This is a genomic window from Azospirillum palustre (assembly GCF_002573965.1).
GTDB classification, from domain to species: Bacteria; Pseudomonadota; Alphaproteobacteria; order Azospirillales; family Azospirillaceae; genus Azospirillum; species Azospirillum palustre.
Window position 1 is genome coordinate 331,179 of record NZ_PDKW01000036.1, and the last position, 21,129, is coordinate 352,307.

General features: G+C 67.5%; 15 protein-coding genes. 12 read left to right on the forward strand and 3 right to left on the reverse strand.

The genetic code is table 11. The features are described from left to right. The first annotated feature begins 28 nt into the window (after window positions 1-28). From CRT60_RS01790 to CRT60_RS01840, 11 genes are all read left to right on the forward strand, one after another. Window positions 29-388, forward strand: a complete 360-nt coding sequence (locus CRT60_RS01790) for a hypothetical protein (protein ID WP_098734725.1) — start codon at window positions 29-31, stop codon at window positions 386-388. A 59-nt stretch (window positions 389-447) separates the two neighbouring features. Continuing rightward, complete coding sequence (locus CRT60_RS01795) at window positions 448-720, forward strand: hypothetical protein (RefSeq protein WP_244592209.1); 273 nt, start codon at window positions 448-450, stop codon at window positions 718-720. Window positions 721-735: 15 nt separating this feature from the next. Next, window positions 736-2,058: a hypothetical protein gene (locus tag CRT60_RS36385; RefSeq protein ID WP_098734726.1), complete on the forward strand. Its 1,323-nt coding sequence runs from the start codon at window positions 736-738 to the stop codon at window positions 2,056-2,058. Window positions 2,059-2,061: 3 nt separating this feature from the next. After that, entirely contained in the window at window positions 2,062-2,436 is a 375-nt protein-coding gene (locus CRT60_RS01805; protein ID WP_098734727.1) for a phage tail protein, read from the forward strand. 61 nt (window positions 2,437-2,497) lie between these two features. Then, window positions 2,498-3,241, forward strand: coding sequence for a phage minor tail protein L (locus CRT60_RS01810; protein ID WP_098734728.1), 744 nt, complete (start codon window positions 2,498-2,500; stop codon window positions 3,239-3,241). Between the two features lie 42 nt (window positions 3,242-3,283). Next, on the forward strand, window positions 3,284-3,991 hold the full coding sequence (locus tag CRT60_RS01815; protein ID WP_098734729.1) for a C40 family peptidase: 708 nt from the start codon (window positions 3,284-3,286) through the stop codon (window positions 3,989-3,991). Beyond that, complete coding sequence (gene gpJ / locus CRT60_RS01820; protein ID WP_244592210.1) at window positions 3,984-8,549, forward strand: TipJ family phage tail tip protein; 4,566 nt, start codon at window positions 3,984-3,986, stop codon at window positions 8,547-8,549. The genes CRT60_RS01815 and gpJ overlap by 8 nt, the downstream gene beginning before the upstream one ends. Before the next feature lie 3 nt (window positions 8,550-8,552). Next, window positions 8,553-8,984: a hypothetical protein gene (locus CRT60_RS01825; protein WP_098734730.1), complete on the forward strand. Its 432-nt coding sequence runs from the start codon at window positions 8,553-8,555 to the stop codon at window positions 8,982-8,984. After that, complete coding sequence (locus CRT60_RS01830) at window positions 8,981-9,190, forward strand: hypothetical protein (protein ID WP_098734731.1); 210 nt, start codon at window positions 8,981-8,983, stop codon at window positions 9,188-9,190. The genes CRT60_RS01825 and CRT60_RS01830 overlap by 4 nt, the downstream gene beginning before the upstream one ends. Before the next feature lies 1 nt (window position 9,191). Continuing rightward, window positions 9,192-15,707: a LamG domain-containing protein gene (locus CRT60_RS01835; protein WP_244592211.1), complete on the forward strand. Its 6,516-nt coding sequence runs from the start codon at window positions 9,192-9,194 to the stop codon at window positions 15,705-15,707. A 147-nt stretch (window positions 15,708-15,854) separates the two neighbouring features. Further along, on the forward strand, window positions 15,855-16,361 hold the full coding sequence (locus CRT60_RS01840; protein WP_098734733.1) for a lysozyme: 507 nt from the start codon (window positions 15,855-15,857) through the stop codon (window positions 16,359-16,361). A gap of 78 nt (window positions 16,362-16,439) precedes the next feature. Here the strand turns inward: CRT60_RS01840 and CRT60_RS01845 are convergent, their stop codons facing one another. Next, window positions 16,440-17,351 carry a recombinase family protein gene (locus CRT60_RS01845; protein WP_098734767.1) on the reverse strand — a complete coding sequence of 304 codons (912 nt, stop codon included), beginning with the start codon at window positions 17,349-17,351 and terminating at the stop codon, window positions 16,440-16,442. Between the two features lie 355 nt (window positions 17,352-17,706). On the opposite strand from CRT60_RS01845, the gene CRT60_RS01850 reads away from it, so the two are divergent. Beyond that, on the forward strand, window positions 17,707-18,762 hold the full coding sequence (locus tag CRT60_RS01850; RefSeq protein ID WP_143273015.1) for a hypothetical protein: 1,056 nt from the start codon (window positions 17,707-17,709) through the stop codon (window positions 18,760-18,762). A 51-nt stretch (window positions 18,763-18,813) separates the two neighbouring features. On the opposite strand, the gene CRT60_RS01855 is transcribed toward CRT60_RS01850, so the two are convergent. Continuing rightward, window positions 18,814-20,280, reverse strand: a complete 1,467-nt coding sequence (locus CRT60_RS01855) for a tetratricopeptide repeat protein (protein WP_098734735.1) — start codon at window positions 20,278-20,280, stop codon at window positions 18,814-18,816. A gap of 146 nt (window positions 20,281-20,426) precedes the next feature. Beyond that, window positions 20,427-20,843: a hypothetical protein gene (locus CRT60_RS01860; protein ID WP_098734736.1), complete on the reverse strand. Its 417-nt coding sequence runs from the start codon at window positions 20,841-20,843 to the stop codon at window positions 20,427-20,429. Between the last annotated feature and the right edge of the window lie 286 nt (window positions 20,844-21,129).

Here is a 21,129-nt window from a genome sequence, read left to right on the forward strand (position 1 = left end):
TGCCCGCCACCAGCGACCGGAACCCTCCATGTCCCAGCCCACCATCCTGAACCTCGATGAGTTCCGCGTTTCCCGCAGCGTCGTCATCGGCGGGCGCGAGCGGATCCTGAAGAACATGACCGTCGAACAGTTCCTGCAAGCCGGGGACATCGAGCGGAAGCTCGAGGAGGCCGGCAGCGACCGGGCGCAGATCCCGATCCTGGTCGATGTGATCGCCGGCCATCTCGAGGACACCCCGCGCGAGGAGATCCTCGGCCTCGATCTGGGCCAGCTCCTGGTCCTGCTGGCCTTCATCCGCGGAATCGATCCGGTGGGAGACGGCCAACCGGCGGAACGCCAGCCGGGGGAGCCGCGGGCGGGCAAGCGGGGGAGCCGTCGGGCCCGCTGACGCGGCTCGACTTCGCCTACTGCTTCGCCCGCGTCAGCCGCTTCTATGGCATCGACCCGTTGCGCCTGCTGGCGCTGCCGGTGCGGATGTTCTGGACCCTGTTCAACGAGATCGACCGGCTGCGCGCGGAGGAGATGGCCGACTGGCTGCCGGTGCATCTGACGGCGGCCGGCGTCGGTGCCCGCGAACTGCACGACCGGCTGCGCCAGCGGGTCGGCACGCCGTTCGCCTTCGCCGACCTGCCCGATGGCGGTCCGGCGGGCGGCCAGGCGGTTGGGGAGCCGGGCCTGACCGAAAAGGCCAGAACCAGACTGCGTGCCCGCTTCGGCTAACAGAAAGGGAAAACCATGGCTGAAAACGCCGCCGGCCCGATCATGACAATCACGTTCGATAAATCTTGCACCGCTTCCATCAAACGCCTGGATGGTACCGTCAACAATCTTGCAGTGCAGACCTATTCCTTGCTGGATGAGACGCGCCAGCAGCTCAATGAAATTCATGAGGCTGGCAAGAATCTGATCACACCGCAGGCGATGGCGAACCGTTTTGCGGCGCCTTACAGCGCTGCCGCACAGTTTGCCCAAGGGCAGACCGATGCGAAGGCTGCGCAGGGCGCTCCGTCGGACGCACCCGCGCAGAAGACCGACGAGGCTGCCAAGAAATACAATGAGGTGATGGGCTCTGCCTTGCGTCCGCTTGGCGAACGTGTGAAGGCCAGCTTCGGCGACGGTTTGCAAAGCCTGCTCGGCGGTTGGAGCGACGGCGTGCTGAGCGTCGTGACCGGCAAGCAGCAAATCGGTCCCGCTTTTCAGAAGCTGTTCACCACCATGCGGAACAAGCTGCGGGATTTCCTCGTGAAATCGATTGCGGAGCAGACCGGCGCCGGGCTGCTCAACGTGCTGGGCTTCAAGACCAGCATTCCCGAAAACGGTAAAGCCGTCGCGAAGGCCGGCGATCCGTCGTCATCCGCTCAAACGGACAAGAAGGACGAAGCCAAAGCGTCCTCCGACACGTCCGCCAATGGAAATGGCACAGCCGGCGGCGGATCGACCGGCACGGCCGACACCGGCAACGGACTTTTCAGTTTCATCGACTCGCTCTTCACCTCCGACAGCCTGTTCGGCACCATCTGGTCGAAGGTATCCTCGCTTTTCAAACCGGAGGGGCTGCTCGGCGGCCTGATGTCCAGCATCTCCGGCCTCTTTTCCTCACTGCTCAAACCCGAAGGGCCGCTGGGTGGCATCCTGTCGGGCGTCGCCAGCTTCATTTCGGCGCTCTTCCACACCGGCGGCATCGTCGGTGAAACCGGCCGGCCGGGGCGGATGGTGTCCGCCGGGCTGTTCGCCGGCGCTCCCCGCTTCCACACCGGCGGTCTGGTGGCGGGCGAGATCCCGATCATCGCCCGCAAGGGCGAGGCCGTCTTCACGCCGGAACAAATGACGAACGCTGACCGCCTGATCCAGGCGGCGCAGGATGGCGGCCCTGCGGTGACCCAGTCGGTGACGGTGAATGTCGCCGGCGGCTCCACCGGCGACCGCGAGCAGGACAAGGCGCTCGCCGAGCGGATCGGCGCGTCGGTCAAGGAGCAGCTGCGCGCGATGATGGGCAACGAGCTGCGCCAGCAGATGCGGCCCGGCGGCATGCTGAACAACATGAGCTACGGAGGCTGAGCGATGGCCGGCGAAACCACGAGCCAGAACGGTGTCCCGGTCTTCCTGCCGCCCTGTCCGCCGGCGACCGGCAGCACCATCGAGCCGGAGGTGAAGGTGCTGACCGCCGGTTTCGGCGACGGCTACACCCAGCGGGCGCCCGACGGCATCCACAACATCCGCGACCAGTATTCGCTGAGCTGGGAGTATCTCGACACCGATCAGGCGCGGGCGATCGAGGAGTTCCTGCGGGCCCGGCGGGGTGCTGAAAGCTTCCTGTGGAAGCCGCCCGGCGAACCCGACCGCCGGCGCTGGATCTGCAGCAAATGGAAGCGCACCCGCACCCATTACCTGTTCTCCAGCATCTCCGCGACCTTCGTCGAGGTCTTCGACCTCTGACTCTGCTGCGGCCGCTTCGCTCCCTTCGACGGCGGGGGCGGCGCCCATCCAAGGAATCCCCATGAGCCAGACCAACATCCCCAAATGGGATGAACGGCCGGCGCTTGCCGCCGCCGCCCAGTCGCCCGATCCCGGTGCCTATGTGACGCTGTTCACGCTGGACCTGACCATGTATCCCGGCGGCACGATCCATCACTTCACCCCCTCGGGCAGCGGCGGCGAGCAGGTCCTGTTCGGCGGCATCGCCTATGTCCCGGTCGAGATGGAGACCGAAGGGTTCGAATGGACGGCGACCGGGGCGCTGCCGACGCCGCGCCTGCGCATCGCCAACATCAACCGCCAGATCTCGGCGCTGATCTACCAGTTCTCCGACCTGCTCGGCGCCAAGGTCAGGCGGCTGCGCACCTTCGACCGCTATCTCGACGGCCGGGCGGAGGCCGACCCGCTCGCCTTCTTCCCGCCCGACCTCTACCGGATCGAGCGCAAGAGCGCCCACACCGCCACCCATGTCGAGTTCGAGCTGTCGGCGGCCATCGACCAGGAGGGCGCCATGCTCCCCGGCCGGCAGGTGCTGCGCGACGGCTGCACCCGCCGCTACCGCCATTGGACGGGATCGGGATGGTCGGCCGAAGAGGTCGATTGCCCCTATTCCGGCAGCCTCTGCTTCACCGCGACCGGTGAGCGCACCGATCCGGCGAGGGATGCCTGCGGCAAGCGGCTGGCCGACTGCCGCCTGCGCTACCCCAACTCGACCGATCTCCTGCCCTTCGGCGGCTTTCCCGGCGTCTCCCGGGTCCGGGTCTGATCCGGGTGCCCCTCCCCTCACAGCCAGAGGAGCAAGCAGCGCATGTTCACCGCTGACGCGATCCTCGCGATGAAGCGCCACGCCCTGGCCGACTATCCGCGTGAGAGCTGCGGTCTGGTGGTGGCCGGCACCTACCGGCCCCTGTCCAACCGCGCCGCCGACCCGGCGTCCCATTTCCGCATCGACGACGCCGATTACCTCGCCCATGCCGGCGCCATCGACGCCATCGTCCACAGCCATCCGGACGGGCCGCTCCACCCGTCGGCCGCCGACATGCGCGGCCAGATCGACAGCGCGGTCCCCTGGGCGATCCTGGCCACCGACGGGGAGCGCTGCTCCGATCCGATCCTGTGGGGCGACGGCGTGCCGGTGCCCGATCTGATCGGCCGCGAGTTCCGCCACGGCGTGACCGACTGCTACGCCCTGGTACGCGACTGGTTCCAGCTGGAGCGGGGTATCCGGCTGCCGGATTTCCCGCGCGACGACGAGTGGTGGCACGCCGGAAAGAACCTCTATCTCGACCATTTCGCCGATGCCGGCTTCTCGGTGGTCCGTTCCGGCGAGGCGGCGGCCGGCGACGTCGCGCTGATGACCGTGCTGTCGCCGGTGCCCAACCATGCCGGCGTCGTCCTCGACGGCGGCCTGCTGCTGCATCACCTGCCGCGCCGCCTGTCGCGCCGCGAACCCTTCGGCCCCTGGCACCGGCAGATCGTCCACATCCTGCGTCACAAGGATCTCGCTCATGGCTAGGATCCATCTGCACGGCGCGCTCGGCCGCCAATTCGGGCGCCTTGCCGACTATCAGGTCCGCGACGCCGCCGAGGCGATCCGGGCGCTCGCCGCCAACCATCCCGATTTCGAGAAGATTTTCCGCGAAGGCTCCTACCGGCTGGTCCGCGGCCCGCGCTCGCGCGGCGGCATCGACCTGACCCTCGACACCCTGACGCTCGGGCTGGGCAGCGCCGACCTGCACATCATCCCGGTTCCGGCCGGCGCCAAGAGCGGCGGCGCCGGCAAGGCGATCATGGGCGCTCTGGTCATGGTCGTGGCGATTGCGGCGGCGCAGCCATGGGCGGCAGCAAGCTTCTCGGCGGCAATGTCCGCTCCGGCTGTCGCAGGAATCTCCTACGGTTCGATCGCCCTGTTCGGCGCGGCGATGATGCTGTCCGGCATCAGCCAGATGCTGTCGCCGACCCCCAAGGCCAACCTGCCGGACAGCAAGCAGAGCTACCTGTTCTCCGGCCCGGTCAACGTCACCGAACAGGGCGGGTCGGTTCCCCTGGTCTATGGCCGCTGCTGGGTCGGTTCGACGGTCATCTCCTCCGGCATGGATACGGAGCAGGTCGGAACCGTCCAGCCCCAGCCGGCGGCATCGGTCGTCGCCGCCGCTTCGGCCGGAGGTCCGGCAGGCGGCATCCAGGGGGCCAAGGGCGGCAAGTCCGGCCGCGGCGGTTCCGGCGCCACCGAGGACGCCAACAGCCTGCAGTCCAATGCGACCGCCCGGGTGATCGATCTGCTGGGCGAGGGCGAGATCGTCGGGCTGGTGAATGAGGGGAGGGGCATCTATTTCGACGGCACGCCGCTGATCGCCTCCGACGGGACGGAGAACTTCAAGGGCGTGAGCTGGAAGCTGCTCAATGGGCTGCCCTCCCAGAACGCCGTCGAGGGCTTCACCGATAGCGAGACCTCCGTCGCGGTCGGCGTCGAGGTGAAGAAGACCAGTCCGGTCGTCCGCACCATCCATAGCGACGAGATCGACACCGCACGCATCGTGCTGCGCTGGAACGCGTTGACCGAGCAGGACACGTCCAGTGGCGACCTGCACGGGTCTTCGGTGGAACTGACCATCGAGGGACGGGCGGCCAATGGCAGCTGGACGCACCTGCTCGGCGACACGGTGAGCGGCAAGACCACCAGCGCCTACGAACGGTCCTACAAGGTCGGGCTGCGCCGGCTGGGCAAGGCGCCCTACGACATCCGGGTCACCCGCGTTACCCCCGATGCGACCCGCGCCTCGGTCCAGAACAGCTTCTCCTGGTCCCATTATGGCGAGATCGTCGAAGCCAAGTTCGGCTTCGACAATTCGGCGCTGGTCGCGCTGACGGTCAAGGCCGAGCAGTTCGGCAACTCGATCCCCGAGCGGGCCTATGACGTCAAGGGCCTGAAGATCCGGGTCCCCTCCAACTACGACCCGGAGACGCGGAGCTATACAGGCCAGTGGGACGGCAGCCTCAAGACCGCCTGGAGCGACAACCCGGCCTGGGTGCTCTACGACCTGCTGACCAACAGGCGCTACGGCCTGGGCCAGTCGATCTCCGCCGAGGCGGTCGACCGCTGGTCGCTCTACACCATCGGCGTCTATTGCGACCAGCCGGTCAAGTCGGGCCGGCTGGACGCCAGCAGCCGCGACATCATGGAGCCGCGCTTCACCTTCAACGGAGTGATCTCCGGCCGGACCGAGGCCTACCGCGTCCTCCAGTCCATCGCCTCGACCTTCCGCGGCTTGATCTTCTGGTCGGCCGGCGGCGTGCTGGCCCGCGCCGACATGCCGGCCGACCCGATCAAGCTGGTCACTCCGGCCAACGTCATCGGCGGCAGCTTCACCTACTCCGGCACGGCGCTGAAGGCCCGCCACACCGCGGCGCTGATCACCTTCAACGATCCCGAGGACGGCTACCGCCCGACGGTCGAGGTCGTCGAGAATGCCGGGATGATCCAGCGCTACGGCTGGCGGCCGATCGAGGCGACGGCCTATGGTTGCACCCGGCGCAGCCAGGCCCGCCGCTTTGGCCTGTGGATGCTCGACAGCGAGCAGCACGAGACCGAGACCGTCACCTACCGCTGCTCCTTCGACCATCTCGACGTCATGCCGGGCGACGTGGTCAAGCTGGCCGACCCGAACTGGGCGCTGGTGCGCACCGGCGGGCGGCTGGTCGGCTACGACCCGGAGCGGCAGGTCGTCACGCTCGACGACACGGTGACGCTGGAAGCCAACCAAAGCCATGTGCTGGCGCTCACCCTGCCGGACGGGCGGCTTGTCGACTGTCCGGTCCGCCGCCCGGTGCTGGAGGACCACACCACCGGCCAGCTCGTCATCGACGCGGCTCCGCTCGGCGGCGCGGTGCCGCAGCCGCATGCGGTGTGGATCCTGACCGCCACCAACCTCGCCCCGCGCCTGTTCCGGGTGCGCGCCGTCACCGAGAAGTCGCCCGGCGTCTACGAGGTCACCGCTCTGCTGCACGAGCCCGGCAAATATGCCCGGGTCGAGGAGGGCGTGCAGATCGAGCCGGTGGCGACCCAGAGCGCCGCCAACGCCATCCCGTCCCCCGCCAACCTCGCGGCGGTGGAAAGCGCCTATTGGGTCAACGGCCTGCCGCAGGCCCGGCTGACCGTCAGCTGGACGCCCAGCGACGATGCCCGCATTTCCGGCTACCGCGCCGACGTGATGACGCCGGGCGGCCAGTGGCAGGAATGGAAGGTCACCCGCGCCGGCAGCTTCGACATCGAGCCGGCGGCGGAGGGCGTCTACACCCTCCGCATCACGGCATTTGCCTATGACAACCGCCGCTCGACGCCGGCGGAAATCCGGGCCACGGTGCGCGGCAAGGGCACGCCGCCCGGCCAGCCGGCCGGGCTGGTCGCCAAGGGCGGGTTGCGCCAGATCGCCCTGTCCTGGGTCAATCCGCCCGACACCGACCTCTCCCACATCGAGGTGCTGGAAGGGGCGGCGAACGATCTGTCGGCCGCCGCCGTCATCAGCACGGTCAAGGGCAACGCCTTCGTGCGCGCCGGGTTGGGTGGGCTGGTCACGCGCTACTACTGGGTGCGTGCCGTCGATCTCGGCGGCAATGTCAGCGACGTCAATTCCAACATCGGCACCGGCGCCACCACCGAGCAGATCTCCCACGACGACCTCGCCGACAAGCTGGTCTCGGAATCGAAGCTCGTCCCCATCCTGGCCGAGCGGATCACCGGGATCGAGAAGATCGCCGAGACGGTCACGTCCGGTCTGGTGCGCGTCAACGACAGCTACGGCCGCATCCGCAGCGAGATCGGCAAGCGCGAGGCCGACGTCACGGAGGTGAAGGCGGACGTCAAGCAGGTTCGGGACGACACGCAGTCGCTGGCGAGCCGGGTCACCACCGTTGCCGCCCAGTTCGACGGACAGATCGCCACCGTCAAGGAGGAGCTGACCGCGCTGGTGACGGCGGACGAGGCGACGGCGACGCGCATCGACACGGTGGTCGCTGCCTGGGACGGAAATCTGGCCGGCGTGCAGGCTAAGCTGACCGCGACGGCGAACGACGCCCGGACCAACGCTGAGCGCATCGACAGCGTCGTCGCCGGCTACGACAAGAGCCTGGCCGGCTATGACAGCCGCATCACCGCCAACGCGACCGCGACCGGCGCGCTGACCACGCGCCTCGATGTGATCGGCGCATCGGTCGACGGCGTGAAGGCGGGGCTGACCAGCGAGCAGACCGCCCGTGCCGACGCCGTCGGTGCCCTCGCCAGCCGGATCGACAGCGCGTTCGTGGAAATAAAAGATGCTTCAGGGTCTTTTCAGGAAAGCGTCAACCTGGCGGTCAAGGATGCAAAATCCGCCGTCGACAAGGTCACCCTTCTCAGCAGCACGGTCGGCGATCACACCTCGTCTATTAAGCAGGTCTCGAAAGTAACCGACGGGCTGTCGGGGCAGTGGACGGTCAAGATCGACAACAATGGTGCCGTCAGCGGGTTCGGACTTTCCTCGGACCCGGCCGACGAGAGCGGGGTGCGATCCGAGTTCTATGTGCGGGCCGACCGTTTCCTGATCGGCATTACCGGCCTCGGGGGCAGCATCGACCATCCCTTCGTCATCGGCAAGGTGGATGGGGTGTCCCGTATCTCCATGTCCGCCGCCTTCATCCAGGACGCCTCGATCAACAGCGCGAAGATCAGAGATGCAACGATCTCCAGCGCACACATCCAAGATCTGACGATCCGGGGCCAGAAGATCGAGGACTTCGCCACCGGCAACATGACCGGTATCACCTCCCCGGTCTATTTCCAGGAAGGCCCGTCGATCAGCATCGCCACCACCGGCAAGCCGGTGGCGCTGATCGCCACCGTCAGCGGCGTACCTGGGCGCAGCGGCGGCGGTGAAAACGCGACGTGGGATCCGGGTTTCGACGCTCGCGCCCGCGCGCTGGTGATCGGCACGGCACCTGGCGTGAACACCTATCGGGCCTGCGACATCCTCGCCACCTACCTGCCGCCCAACGGGCAGGTCGAATGCACCATCATCGCCATCGAACTGCGGAAGTAGCCCATGCCCAGCATCGCCGACCCCTTGCCGCCGTTGACCGGAATGCTCGGTCTGTTCGACCCGTCCTACGCCGCCTTCACCGTCTATGACGACGAGGGTCGCATCCATGGTGCCGGCACCTGCGCCGCCGACGTGGTCGAGATGCAGACCGGCGGCCGCCCCGGTCTCGCCGTGATCGCCGCGGAAGCGCATCACCTGACCGACTATGTCGACCTGTCGGGTGAGACTCCGGCGGTGCGTCGCCGCCCCACCATCGCCGGTCTCGACCAACTGCCGGATGGGGCGGTGGTGGAGGTGCGCTGCCTCATCACCGGCTCGACCAAAAGCTACACCGTCGACGACGGCTCCTTCCAATACGACGACCTGCCCGGGACCTATCGGGTGACGGTCCGCCGCTTTCCCTACATGGACTTCGTCACGGAGATCCGGCTGTGAAAGTCATCAACACCCGCACCCGCGACGAGATCGCGAAGCTGCGCCAGCAGGCCTACCTCGCCGCATGGCCGGCGGCCCGGCAGCTGGAAGCCCAGCAGGACATGCTGAACGGCAACCCCGCCAAATGGGAGCGCATGCGCGCCGACTTCTCGGCGATCCGCGCGCTCTACCCCTATTCCGACACGACCCCCAGCGAGGAGAACTGACATGGCCGGCTGGTATCGCCAAGGCACCGTCGCCCTGACCCCCGGATCGGCCGCCGTCGCCGGCGCCGGCACCATGTGGATGGGCGTCGTGCGTCCGGGCTCCGCCTTCACCACCGACGGCAGGACGCTCTACGAGATCCGCGAGGTCGCCAACGACCATACGCTGACCCTCGACCGCCCCTGGGAGGGCGAGACGGCGGGGGCGTCCGCCTATGCCGTCATCGCCGCGTCGGCGACCCTGTCCAACGCAGAACTGGCCGGCGAGATCGCGGCGATGGTCGCGAAATGGGCGGTGCGCGAGGACCAGTATGACGACTGGCTGGGCGGCTCCCCGAACGGCGGCCCGAATGCCGACGGCAAATATCCGCTCACCGACAGCAAGGGTGTCACCCGTCTGGTCGAAAGCCCGGCCCGCCTGCTCCAGCTCCTCGACGATGGGGTGGTGGAGCATGCCGCGCAGATCATTGCCGCCATCGAGGACGACGTGGCGACGGCACGGCAGGCCGCCACTGCCGCCACGGCAGCGATGACGGCCGTCGGTGCCGACCGGCAGGCCGTGGCGCAAGCCGCCGCGACCGTCGCCGCGCAGATCGGCGAAAGCACAGCCGCCGCCACGACCGCGACCGCCCAGGCGGCCATCGCCGTCCACCATGCCGATGAGGCCGCCGGCAGCGCCGCCGCCGCCGCCGGGTTGGAGGCGTCCGCCACCGCGGCGCTTGCCGCCGTGGAGACCGCACGCGACATCGTGCTGGAGGCGCGGACCGAAGCCGGCAATGCTGCGACCGGTGCCCTGTCCGCCAGAACGGCGGCCGAGGCGGCGCGCGACACCGCGACCGCTGCGCGGGATGCCGCCCAACAGGCGCGCGACGCGGCGACGACGGCGCGGACGCAGGCGCAGGACTGGGCGGTGAAGACCGACGCGCCGGTTTCCGGCAGCCTGAAGTCGGCGCTGTCCTATGCCCTGGACGCGGCCTCCCAGGCAACCGTCGCCACCGGCAAGGCGACGGAGGCCGCCGGCAGCGCCGCCGCCGCCGCCGCGAGTGCCACCGCTCTCGACACTGCGGCAACCGCTGCGCAGGCCGCCGCCGGCGATGCCGCGACCGGCGCCCAGACCGCGACCGCCAAGGCTTCCGCTGCTGCCATATCCGCCGACATCGCCCGCTCCGCCGCGCAGCAGGCGGAGGCCGCCGGGACCGGCAGCGCCACGGCCAGGACCGCGGCGGAGGCGGCCCGTGACAGCGCGGCCACCGCGATGACGGCGGCGCAGGTCGCCGCCTCCCAGGCCGGCCAGTCGCAGACCAACGCCGCCAACAGCGCGCAGACGTCGGCAACGGCGGCGGCGGACGCGATCTCGGCCAAGTCCGATGCCACCGCCGCCCGCGATCTGGCCGTGGCCGCCCGCACGGAGGCCCAGGGGGCCCGCGATCTGGCCCAGGCCTTCGCCCAGGGTGCCGTCGGCTATCAACCCAGCCCCGGCGTCTATTCCGCTTTCCATTGGTCGGAGCAGGCCAAGGGCCATGCCCAGACCGCCGCGACCATTGTCGGCGGCTCCAATTTCGGCATCGTCGGCGACGGCGCCTCGCAACGCTTCGTCGCCGACAATCCCGGCTCCCTGCTGAACCTCGTGCAGGCCCCGGGCGGCAAGCTCACCTTCAGCCCGGGCAACCATGCGGTCTCCTTCGGCTTCGATGCCGCGACCGCGCCGGTGGCGGCATCCGGCAACATCACCGCCGGCACCGTGCAGGGGGCGCTGGAGGAGATTGACCACCGGCTGTCCACCCTGTCGCAGGACAGCATCGCCAACGGCGGCGGCTCGGTGCGGGTGACGGAGGACGGAGCGGTCGAGATCGCCCCGGCCGCCGGCCGGACGGCGACCTATAAGGGTGGCGAGCTGCACAGCTCCGCGACCGCCTACGGCAAGGCGCAGACGGACGCGGCCATCGCCGCCATGATCAGTGCCGGGCAGGCGGCCGGGGCGGCCAGGCTGACGACGCCGCGCACCATCGCTCTGTCGGGCGGGGCGACCGGCACGGCGACCGCGTTCGACGGCACGCAGAACATCGTCATCCCGGTGACGGCGGTGGCGGCGTCGGTGCTGACCGGCACCATCGACATCGCCCGCCTGCCGGCAGGGGCGCTGGAACGCCTGTATCCGGTCGCCAGCGATGCCGAGCGCTTCGCCTTGACCACCGCCCAGGTGCAGAAGGGCGACACGGTGCAGGTCGGCGGCACCGGCGGCCTGATGTATCTGGTCGTCGACGAAAGCAATCTCGGCAATGCGGCGGGCTACCGCGCCTACACCGCGGCACGCGCCTCGGCGGTGGACTGGTCGGGGGTCGAAAACAAGCCGGCCCTTCTGACCTCTCTCGCCTCGCTCGACAACGCTGTCGGCGTGCTGACGCAGACCGGGGCGGGCACCGCCGCCAAACGGGCCATCGGCACGGCAGCGTCGACCGACATTCCCGACCGGGCGGCGGCGGATGGGCGCTATGCGCAGCTTGCCGCCAACAACGTCCTCAGCGGCACCGTCAGCATCCTGAACTCGGCATCTGCGGAGGCCATGCATGTCGGGAATGGCGCCGGAAGCAAATTCACTTTCGTCGGATGGAATGAATCCGGCGGTTTCGGTCGAGTTGGCGCTTACGGTTCAAGCGCATGGCAGAATTTCGCCATCTCCGAGGGTGGGGCGCCGACTGCCATCGGCACGACCGCGATGCCCACCGGCGGGGCCAAGCTGAACGTCGCCACCGGCATCCAGGTGGACAACAAGGATGTCTGGCACGCAGGCAACCTCGTTCCGGGCAACTATGCCGCGATTGCCACGGCCAACACTTTCAGTGGCAAGCAGACGATACTCGGAGCCGGCGCGAATTTGCCGTCCAACACCGGCATTGCGTCTGCCATCAGCAACACCGCCGGTTTCGAAATTCAGTCGCAGGGCATCGGTACCCCCGCCGGGGCCGCGTTCATGTCCTTCCACCGCCCCGGCAACTATGCGGTGCATGTCGGTCTCGACACCGACAACGAGCTCAAGATCGGCGGCTGGTCGATGGGTGGTGTCGCCCATAAGGTCTGGCATGCGGGCAACCTGCCGGTGTCGGTCTCCGGCAACGCCGTCGATTTCAAGTCCAGCCCGACCGTCAACGGCGCTCCGCTCGCCACCAACGCCAACACCGTCGCCAAGTCGACCGTCACGGTTCTTCCGGCCACCGGCAGCCTCGACGTTCCCGCCAAAACCATCCTGGGGGTCTACAGCCAGTTCGTCGGCCAGGCTTTCAACGTCGATTACAACACCGAGGCACAATACACCCAGGAGAACGCCGCCACCGGCACCGATCAGGTCGGCGGGGCTTTCCAGCTTTACAGCACTTCGGGCGGCAGCGGCGGCATCGATGCGGCCACCAAGCTGCTGGTCCACGCCGATGGCGCCAACGGCTCGACCGAGATCATCGATGAGCGCGGCATCACGCCGTTCGGTAGCCATTGCGGCTGGTTCGACGGGTCGTCCTACTTCACGGTGCCGACCAGCTACAAGCTGGCCTTCGGCACGGCGCAGGACTTCACCTATGAAATCTACGCCCGCTTCGAGAGCCTGAGCACCAATCCGATTGTCTGGGACACCCGCGTCAACGGCACGGGAAACAGTCCGGCCTTGATCATCCTGAGCAACGGCACGGTCCGCATCGCCATCAACGGCAGCAACCGGGATACGGCAACCGGCCTGCTCGCGACCGGAGCTTTCTATCACATCGTCTTCACCCGCCGGAGCGGCATTGCCGCCATCTATGTCAATGGCGTGTCGGCGCTGACTTGGGCAGAGACCTATGCGCTGCCCAACAGCCAGATCGTCATCGGCCAGTCGTCGGTTGCTGGCTCCAACACGATGACTGGATGGCTCGACCAATTCCGCATCTCCAAGACCGCTCGCTACAGCACCAATTTCACCCCCTCGGCCACGGCGTTTGTCACCGATGCAGATACTGTCCATCTGTTCAGCTTCGACGACGGCCATGGCGGGCAAGTGCTGAAGGATCGGTCCAACAGTGGGCAGGAGCTTTGTCTCGAAGGTACCGCGACGATCTCGACTGGCTGGTCGAAGTTCGGCGCCTCTTCTCTGCGTATGCCTGGCTCCTCACGCCTGACAACCGCCGCCTCCAAACCCCATGCCGATCTCAACCTGGGTGCGGACAATTTCACAATTGACCTGCACGCCCGGTTCGACAGCGCCGGCGATGCACAGGTGCTCATCAGTGCCGGAAACACCAACCAGTTCGGTATCCAGGTGCAGACATCCTCCGGTTCGCTCCTCCTGTGGATGTCGACCAACGGCAGCGGCTGGGACTTGGTGAACGGTGTGTCCATGGGTAGCTTCACCGTTGGAACATCTGCCCATTGGGCCATCGTGCGCAGCGGGTCGACGCTTTACCTGTTCAAGGACGGCGTGCTCCAGAACACCGTCAGCATCGGCACGATGGCATTGGCGGCCCTGACCAAATGGTGCTTTGGTGGGTATGTCCCCGCCGTCGGTGGCGGCAACATGAACGGCTATGTGGATGAACTCCGCATCAAGCGCGGTGTGGCCGAGTGGGTGGCCAACTTCACTGTTCCGGCAGCGCCCTACACCGCCGACGACCGAACGATCCTGCTGTGTCACTTTGACGGCTCCAACGGCGACAAGGTGACGCTGGACGGCAGCAGGTCGAGCTATACCGCCACCGCCTTCGGCGATGCGGCCCTGCCGGCCCTGGCCTTCCAGGGCGGGGCGGCTCTATCGTCGGCGCAGGCACGCGGCGGCCATGGCTCTGCTCTGGCCTTGAATGGCTCCGGCCAATGCGCCTCGATCACCTTCGCCCAGCCGAGTGCCGGCCACCCGCTCTATTTCGGGACCAACACCAAGCATTGCATCGAAGTCTGGATGTATTTCGCCAGCTTCTCGACCTCTCCGCAGATCTTCAACATCTCCGATGCGAGCGGCACCGTTGCCAACTCGATGCAGCTATGGACACACACCGATGGTACCCTGCGCTTCAATGGCTGGGGCAGCGGCAGTATCATCCCGTCCAACGCAGCGATGAGCACGGGTTGGCACCACATCGCCCTGGTCCGCGACAACTTCGGCTGGTACGTCTATGTTGATGGCGTCAAGTCGAACCAACTGATGGGGCCTCAGGTCAACCCGGCCTATCTGAGCGCCGCCTACCGCCTCTACGTCGGCGCCTATTGGGACGGCGGGCAGGCATTCCTCAACGGCGCCATCGACTCCATCCGCATCACCAACGGCCAGCCGCGCTACACCGCCAACTTCACACCCGCCACCTTGGTCGCCGACGATATGACCACCCTATTCTGGGAGTTCAACGGTGCGGTCGGCCAGAAATGGGTCAAGGAGCTGAGCCAGAACACGGCGCTGATCGCCGCCAACGGCAACGCCCGCTCGGTGAAGGATGGTGTGTGGATCGCCCCCGTGGTGTCGTCCAGCGCGACCAACTCCGGCATATCCACTGGCAATGCCAAGTTCGGCAGCGGGTCTCTTTACGCTTCCACAGCAGGCACCTACTATATCGTCAGCAACGGAACGCCGTACGCTCCACCCGGTGATTTCACTTACGATTTCTGGATCAATCCCACTGATGTGTCCGGAACTCGGCGCATCTTTTATAAGGGAAATCCAGCCAATAGCTCGTGGGATATATCAGCGTATCTGTCCAATCTGACCATGCAAGTCGAATATCGTGATACCGCGAGCAACGGTTTCGGTGCCTCAGCCACGCTGACGGCAAATGTATGGCAGCATGTTGCAATTGTGCGCAGCGGAAGCATGATCACGATTTATGTTGGTGGTATGGCGAAGAACTCGTTCTCTTCTGTTAATGGGTTAATCCAGCAGAGCGGTGCATTTTCTCTTCTCGACACGACATCCAGTGGCCAGGGTATGTATGGTGGCACCTGCATAGATGAGTTCCGTGTTTCCAATGTCGCCCGCTGGACCGGCAACTTCACCCCGCCATCCCTCGCCTACGGCAGCAGCTACGTCACCGGTCCCTTCTATGTGGCGACGCTCGACAGCAGCCGCATCGACGTGTCGGACTGGAGCACGATCCATTCGGCGACGATCACGCAGACCACCCCGCCCGGCACCAGCATCAAGTGGCTGGTCAGCTTCGACGGCCGGGCGACGTGGCGGAAGTGGGACGGATCGGCCTGGGTCGTCGTGCCCCTCAACAGCGGGGCCAGCATCGACACCAACGGCAACGATTATCTGACCCTGCAGACTGCCCTCACGAACCTGAACGTCGAAGCCTACAGCACCATCGACCTCGCCTTCTCGCTGAAGACGGCCAACCCGAACGTCTCGCCCAGCGTCGATGCGGTGACTTTGGCCCGCGACGAGTACGAGCTCGGGGCCGCCAAGATCGATTACACGATCAAGCGCAACGGTGCGGCCGGAGCCGAAATCCACCGCATCACCAACCTGAAGCCCTACCCGGTCAACGTCGTCTACGACTACGTCGCTTGACGCGGGCGGTCCCGGGGCCATCCCCGGGACCATGCCGCCGATCCGGCGGAGCGCTGCCGCCCCGACGATCCCGGCAGCGCTCCGCCGGTCCGTCCTCCCCCTGTCTCCCAACCCACCGGCCCACCTATCGTCCGGGAGTCCCGATCCATGCCCGATCCGATCTGCAAGGCCGCCATCGACCTTGTGAAGCATTTCGAAGGTCTGTCCCTCGACGCCTATCTCTGCCCGGCCGGCATCCCCACCATCGGCTATGGCCACACCGCCGGCGTGACGCTCGGGCAGAGCATCACCGCCAAAAGGGCCGAAACGCTGCTGTCCCGCGACCTCGCCGCCGCGGCGGCCGTGGTCGACAGGCTGGTGACGGTGCCGCTGAATGGCGGGCAGCGCGGCGCCCTCGCCAGCTTCGTCTTCAATCTGGGACGGGGCAACTTCCAATCCTCGACCCTGCTGAAGCGGCTCAACATGGGTGATCATGAGGGGGCCGCCGGCGAGTTCGCCCGCTGGGTCTATGCCACCGTCAATGGCAGGAAAACCCAGCTTCCAGGCTTGGTGAAGCGCCGGGAGGCCGAGGCTCTGCTGTTTCGCCGCAATCTTTTCCTGACCAGGATCGCCGCGGCCGATCCGATGCCGCAGGCCCTCGACGAGCCCGCCTGATCCCGTGCTTTCCCCTCATCACCGGTCCCTGGCATCGATCCGGGGCGCCAAGGCGGGGCGCAGAAGGCTGACCGCTCGCTACGCGCTCTCCGGCATTCGCACCATCCCCTGATCCCTGGCGCGATCCAACAGGTTCTTCACCGACGACCGGCTCCAGCGCAGGCCGCCGCGCGGCGTGCGCTGTCCCATGCTTTGCAGCCGGCGCGCGATGCCATCGAGCGTGATGCCGGGCTCGGCCCGCGCCAGCCCCGCCACCATCAGCACGAGGTCGTTGCTGTCGACCCGCTTGGGCGCCGCATCGAGAAGGTTCTGACGAACCAGCCCCGCTGCGGCCAGCCGGCGGACGGCGCGGATCAGGCTGTTGGGAGTCCATGGCTTGCGATCCCACGGCCGGGTCCGCCCCTGCGCCTTCAATGCCCGCACGACCTGATCCCATGGTGCCGTCGGGCGCAGAGCCTCGACGGTCGGCAGGAACTCCTGGGCGTGCGCGACGACCAGCTCGTCGCGAGCGGTCTCACGGCCCTGCCGTGCCTTTTCCAGCGCCGCCGGGTCCCGTCGGCGCAGGCCGGGATTGCCGGGCTCCTTCCCCCTGGCCACCGCGGCCCTGAGCCCGGCGATCGAGCGCTCGCGGATCAATGCCCGCTCCAGCTCGGCTGCGGCACCGAGAACCTGCAGGGCAAAGCGTCCCTGCGGGCTGGTGGTGTCGATCGGGTCGCTCAGCGACTTGAAGGCGACGCCGCGCTGCCCCAGCCCGTCGATCACCTCCAGCAGATGGAACAGCGACCGTGCCAGCCGGTCGATGCGCGCCACCACCAGCGTGTCGCCTTTCCTCAGGCTGGCGAGCGCCTTGGCCAGCACCGGCCGGTCACGGTCGCCACCCGAGGCATGCTCCTCGAAGATGACCGTGCAGCCGGCCTGCCGCAGGGCGAGCAGCTGGGAGTCGGTGGATTGGTCTTCGGTGGAGACGCGGGCGTAGGCGACGAGGGCCATCGGGATGTCCTGGGCATTCTGGGCGGAGACGCGCCCGGCGGGCTTTTTGTACAGAATATCAGTCGATTTCATCCACCCAGATGAACATGGATGCAGGATGCGAAGGTGGGAAACTGCTCCGGATCGCGGTCCCGTAACCCCGTCTCATGGTTCAGGTATCTGGTGCGCGACAAAAGGCCAGGATCGCCGGCGGGGCCGGGGCGACGCCATCGTGAGCACCGACATCCCGAGTGTCGATTGCGCCGCGCGGAAGCGCTTGGAATCGCCCATTTCCGACACCGGGTGTATTGGACATGTTGCCAGTTTTTCATTGCTAAATATCGATAACTGACTGTTATACAAAGATATGAAGGATTTGCGCTTTTCCGACCCCCTCCTCCTTCTCGGTCCCTTGGAGCGAGCAGCCAAGGCTGTCGGGCGGCTGGCCCAGGCAACCACCGGCAGTCCGGTTCTGGCCGCTTGGCTGCATCGGTCGCGGGTCGAGGCTGTTGCCGACATCGCCGATATCCAGGGGCGCCGCGTCGATCCCAACCGACTGCGCACTCTGCTGGCCCAGGTGCCGACACGTGCTCTGCGCGACTGGGGGGCCACCATGCTGGCCCTCGACCTGATGCGGCAGATGCTCTCCGAGCCCAGCCCGCCGGCATTCGCGCCGACCGGTATGGACGGGGCGCTCGCCCGGATGGAGGAGGCCCATGCCACGGCTGGACCGGCGGTGCTGGTCGCGTGCGGAACTGGCTTCTTCGCCCATCTGGAAGCCGGCGGCGATCGCAGCGGAGCCTGTCTGGCCGTTTCCCGTTTCCTCGCCGCTCAAGGGATGACGCCGCTGCCGCTGCCCTGCCTGAACGGGGTCGAGGCGATCCGCCGCGCCGAACCGGACGGAATGTGGCTGGTTGCTTTCCTCGACGGTATCGCCCGGCAAGCGGAACAGGGTGAGGATGGTCTCACCGCTCTGCTGCATCGCTGGCGCGGTTGGCGCCGGTGCGTCGGCGACCGGCGCAGCGACGCCCGTATCCGCCGTGCCGTCGATGCGGTGGCGGCGGAAGGCGTGATCGGCCCGGCCCGGCTGGCTGCCCGGCTGCGCTGCGCCACCAGTGCCGCCACCGACCTGCTGGAGGAATTGCAGCGGCTGGAGATCGCCGTGGAGATCACACGCCGGCGCACCCACCGTGTCTTCGTGGCGGCGGACTTGGCGGCGATGCTGGGGGAGGTGGCGCCGCGGTCCGCGGCGGCCGTTGCCGCCGGAGCCGTTCCCGAAATCGCGCCCGTGGCTCCCGCCGAACCGGACCGGTGGGTGGAACCGGCCGAAGGCGTCGACGATGCGCTTGCGAACCTGGAGCGCATCCTGAAGCGGCAAGACCCATTGCTGGCGCGTTATGGCCGGATCGCGCGGGCGTCAGGCGAGGAGTAGGGGGCGGCCGGTCACCCCGCTCCGTCCCGACGCTCGATGGCGCGCCCGATCTCAGGTCCTGAGCGCCACCAGTTGATGCAGGGCCTGTTCGGCGGCGGCGAACACGCTGTCCCAGTCGCCCGGGGTGGTCTGGCGGAACAGGCGCATCGACGGGTACCAGGGGGTGGTGTCGGCCCACTCGCCCTTGCCGTCGCCATAGACCCAGTAGGGCATGAACTGCAGCAGGTTCCACACCGGGCGGCCCAGCGAGCCGGCCAGATGCGCCACCGAACTGTCGGTCATGATCACCAGATCGAGCCGTTCCAGCACCGCCGCGGTGTCGGCGAAATCGTTGAAATGCTGCCCCAGCGGCGTGATCAGGGTGGAGGTGCCGAGCGTCTCCAGCTCCGCCTCCGGCGGGCCCTTCTGGATGCTGTAGAGCCGCACCTTCGGCACGTTGAGGAAGCGCAGGAAACGGCTGAGCGTGGTGGCGCGGCGCGCGTTGTCCTTGAAGGTGACGCGGCCGGACCAGATGATGCCGACCTTGATCGTGCCGTCCGGGCCGGGAACCAGCCGGGCGGCCCTCTCGCGCGCTTCGGCCGGAACGGTCAGGCGGGTGGGCGGCGGCACCGTGTCGATGGTCGTGCCCAGCCGGTGCGGCAGGCTCATCAGCGGGCAATGGACGTCATAGGGCGGATAAGGAGTGCCGGCGCGCACGAAGCCGTCGATGCCCTCCAGCCCGGACAGCAGGCGGTGCAGCTCCGGATGGCATTCCAGCAGGACCCGGCCGCCGCGCGCCTTGACCATCGGCGCATAGCGCGCGGTCAGCAGCACGTCGCCGAACCCCTGTTCGGTGGTCAGCAGGATGGTCTTGCCGTCGAGCGGCCCGCCGTCCCACATCGTGCCGTCGGCGATGCGGTTCTGGTAGCTGGGCAGCGACAGGCGGGAATCGTAATCGCTGAAGCCTTCTGCATAGCGGCCGACCTGCAACAGCGTCAGGGCGCGGTCCCACAGCAGCCCCGGGTCATTGGGCCGGGCGCGCAGGGCGACGTCCAGGATATCCAGCGCGCGGTTGAACTGGCAGCCATGCCGCAGCGCCACCACGAGGTTGGACAGCAGGTTGGCGTTGCCGCCAGACAGCACCACCGCATGCTCCTGCGCGGCGATGGCATCGGCATATTGCTCCACGTCGCCCAGCACGTTGCCGAGATTGGTCCAGGCGCCGACATGGCGCTGGTCGATCTCCAGCGCGCGCCGCTGGCAGGCGATCGCCGCCTCCGGCTTGCCGGCCTGCCGCAGCAGGGCGCCCAGCGCGCTCCATACGTTGGGATCCCGCGGCTTCTGCTCCAGCATCCCTTCCAGCATCTCGATGCTGAGTCCATGGGCACCCTGGCTGGCTGCCGGAGTTGGGGCCGGGACCGGTGCGGGAGCCGGCACCGATGATACCGGAACCGACGATATCGGATGCGGCGAGGCCTGAAGGGGCAAGGCTGCCTGGGAGGACGGCGCCGGGGCGGCCTGGGTGATGTTTGCCTTCATCTCTCGTCGTCGCTGGTGGTCTGCAGTCGGTTTGGAGCAGGAGCAGAGCGCGGGTAGGGCATAGACGGCTACTCATGGAGAGTCAAACCGTCCCTTCGGCTGCACTTGTGTGCTTCTTGAGGCCGCCCGGCGCTCATGCGGGAGGCTTAGCGCCGCCGCAGATCCTGAAGGTCGATGTCGTCGATCCGGAAGCCGGCCTGCCGAAGCGCCTTCAGTACGATCACCTTCTGGGCGGTGCCTTCGCGCGCGGCGGCCTGGCGCAGTTCCTCAACCAGATAATCGGGCAGCATCGCCTGCCACGGCCGGGTCGGCGCCGGACGGACGATGGTGGGCGCCGGAGCCGGCTGGGGCTGCGGCACGGGCTGAACCGCGGGCTGGGAGACGGTCGACGGCGGTGCCGGCGGCTCCGTCTCGGTCGGCAGGAAGCCCTTGCTCAATCCGTACTGGCGGATCGGATCGATGTCGTTCGTGCCCAGCCCGCCGATCCCGATCCCGCCCAATGGAGGGCGGGCCGGCTTGGCGGCAGGCTTAACAGTCGGCTTGGCGGGGCTGTCGGTCGACATGGGCACTCCGGTCGGGGCGATGCCGGCTCAACGAGGGCCGGCCGAATAAGCCATGAAGCATTATCATGACTTGGTGTCCTGTCTTCGCGACATGTGGCGGGTGGGGCCTGTGCCATGGTGGAAAGCCGACCGGCGTGGCGCGGGGAGCACAGGGGATAGATGACAGGACATCACACCAACATAAAAAATCATGACATAAAAACATGAGAGCAAGTGTGGCCTCGGAGGCTCCAGGAGGGGGCGGGGTGGTCATCGGCGGAGGAGGGATGGTCTTTCCGTCTGGAGC

Bases quoted from the DNA above. Each gene is read 5' to 3' on its own strand.
- CRT60_RS01790 (WP_098734725.1), top strand. From the start codon at position 29: ATGTCCCAGCCCACCATCCTGAACCTCGATGAGTTCCGCGTTTCCCGC.
- CRT60_RS36385 (WP_098734726.1), top strand. From the start codon at position 736: ATGGCTGAAAACGCCGCCGGCCCGATCATGACAATCACGTTCGATAAA.
- CRT60_RS01805 (WP_098734727.1), top strand. From the start codon at position 2,062: ATGGCCGGCGAAACCACGAGCCAGAACGGTGTCCCGGTCTTCCTGCCG.
- CRT60_RS01810 (WP_098734728.1), top strand. From the start codon at position 2,498: ATGAGCCAGACCAACATCCCCAAATGGGATGAACGGCCGGCGCTTGCC.
- CRT60_RS01815 (WP_098734729.1), top strand. From the start codon at position 3,284: ATGTTCACCGCTGACGCGATCCTCGCGATGAAGCGCCACGCCCTGGCC.
- gpJ (WP_244592210.1), top strand. From the start codon at position 3,984: ATGGCTAGGATCCATCTGCACGGCGCGCTCGGCCGCCAATTCGGGCGC.
- CRT60_RS01825 (WP_098734730.1), top strand. From the start codon at position 8,553: ATGCCCAGCATCGCCGACCCCTTGCCGCCGTTGACCGGAATGCTCGGT.
- CRT60_RS01835 (WP_244592211.1), top strand. From the start codon at position 9,192: ATGGCCGGCTGGTATCGCCAAGGCACCGTCGCCCTGACCCCCGGATCG.
- CRT60_RS01840 (WP_098734733.1), top strand. From the start codon at position 15,855: ATGCCCGATCCGATCTGCAAGGCCGCCATCGACCTTGTGAAGCATTTC.
- CRT60_RS01845 (WP_098734767.1), bottom strand. From the start codon at position 17,351: ATGGCCCTCGTCGCCTACGCCCGCGTCTCCACCGAAGACCAATCCACC.
- CRT60_RS01855 (WP_098734735.1), bottom strand. From the start codon at position 20,280: ATGAAGGCAAACATCACCCAGGCCGCCCCGGCGCCGTCCTCCCAGGCA.
- CRT60_RS01860 (WP_098734736.1), bottom strand. From the start codon at position 20,843: ATGTCGACCGACAGCCCCGCCAAGCCGACTGTTAAGCCTGCCGCCAAG.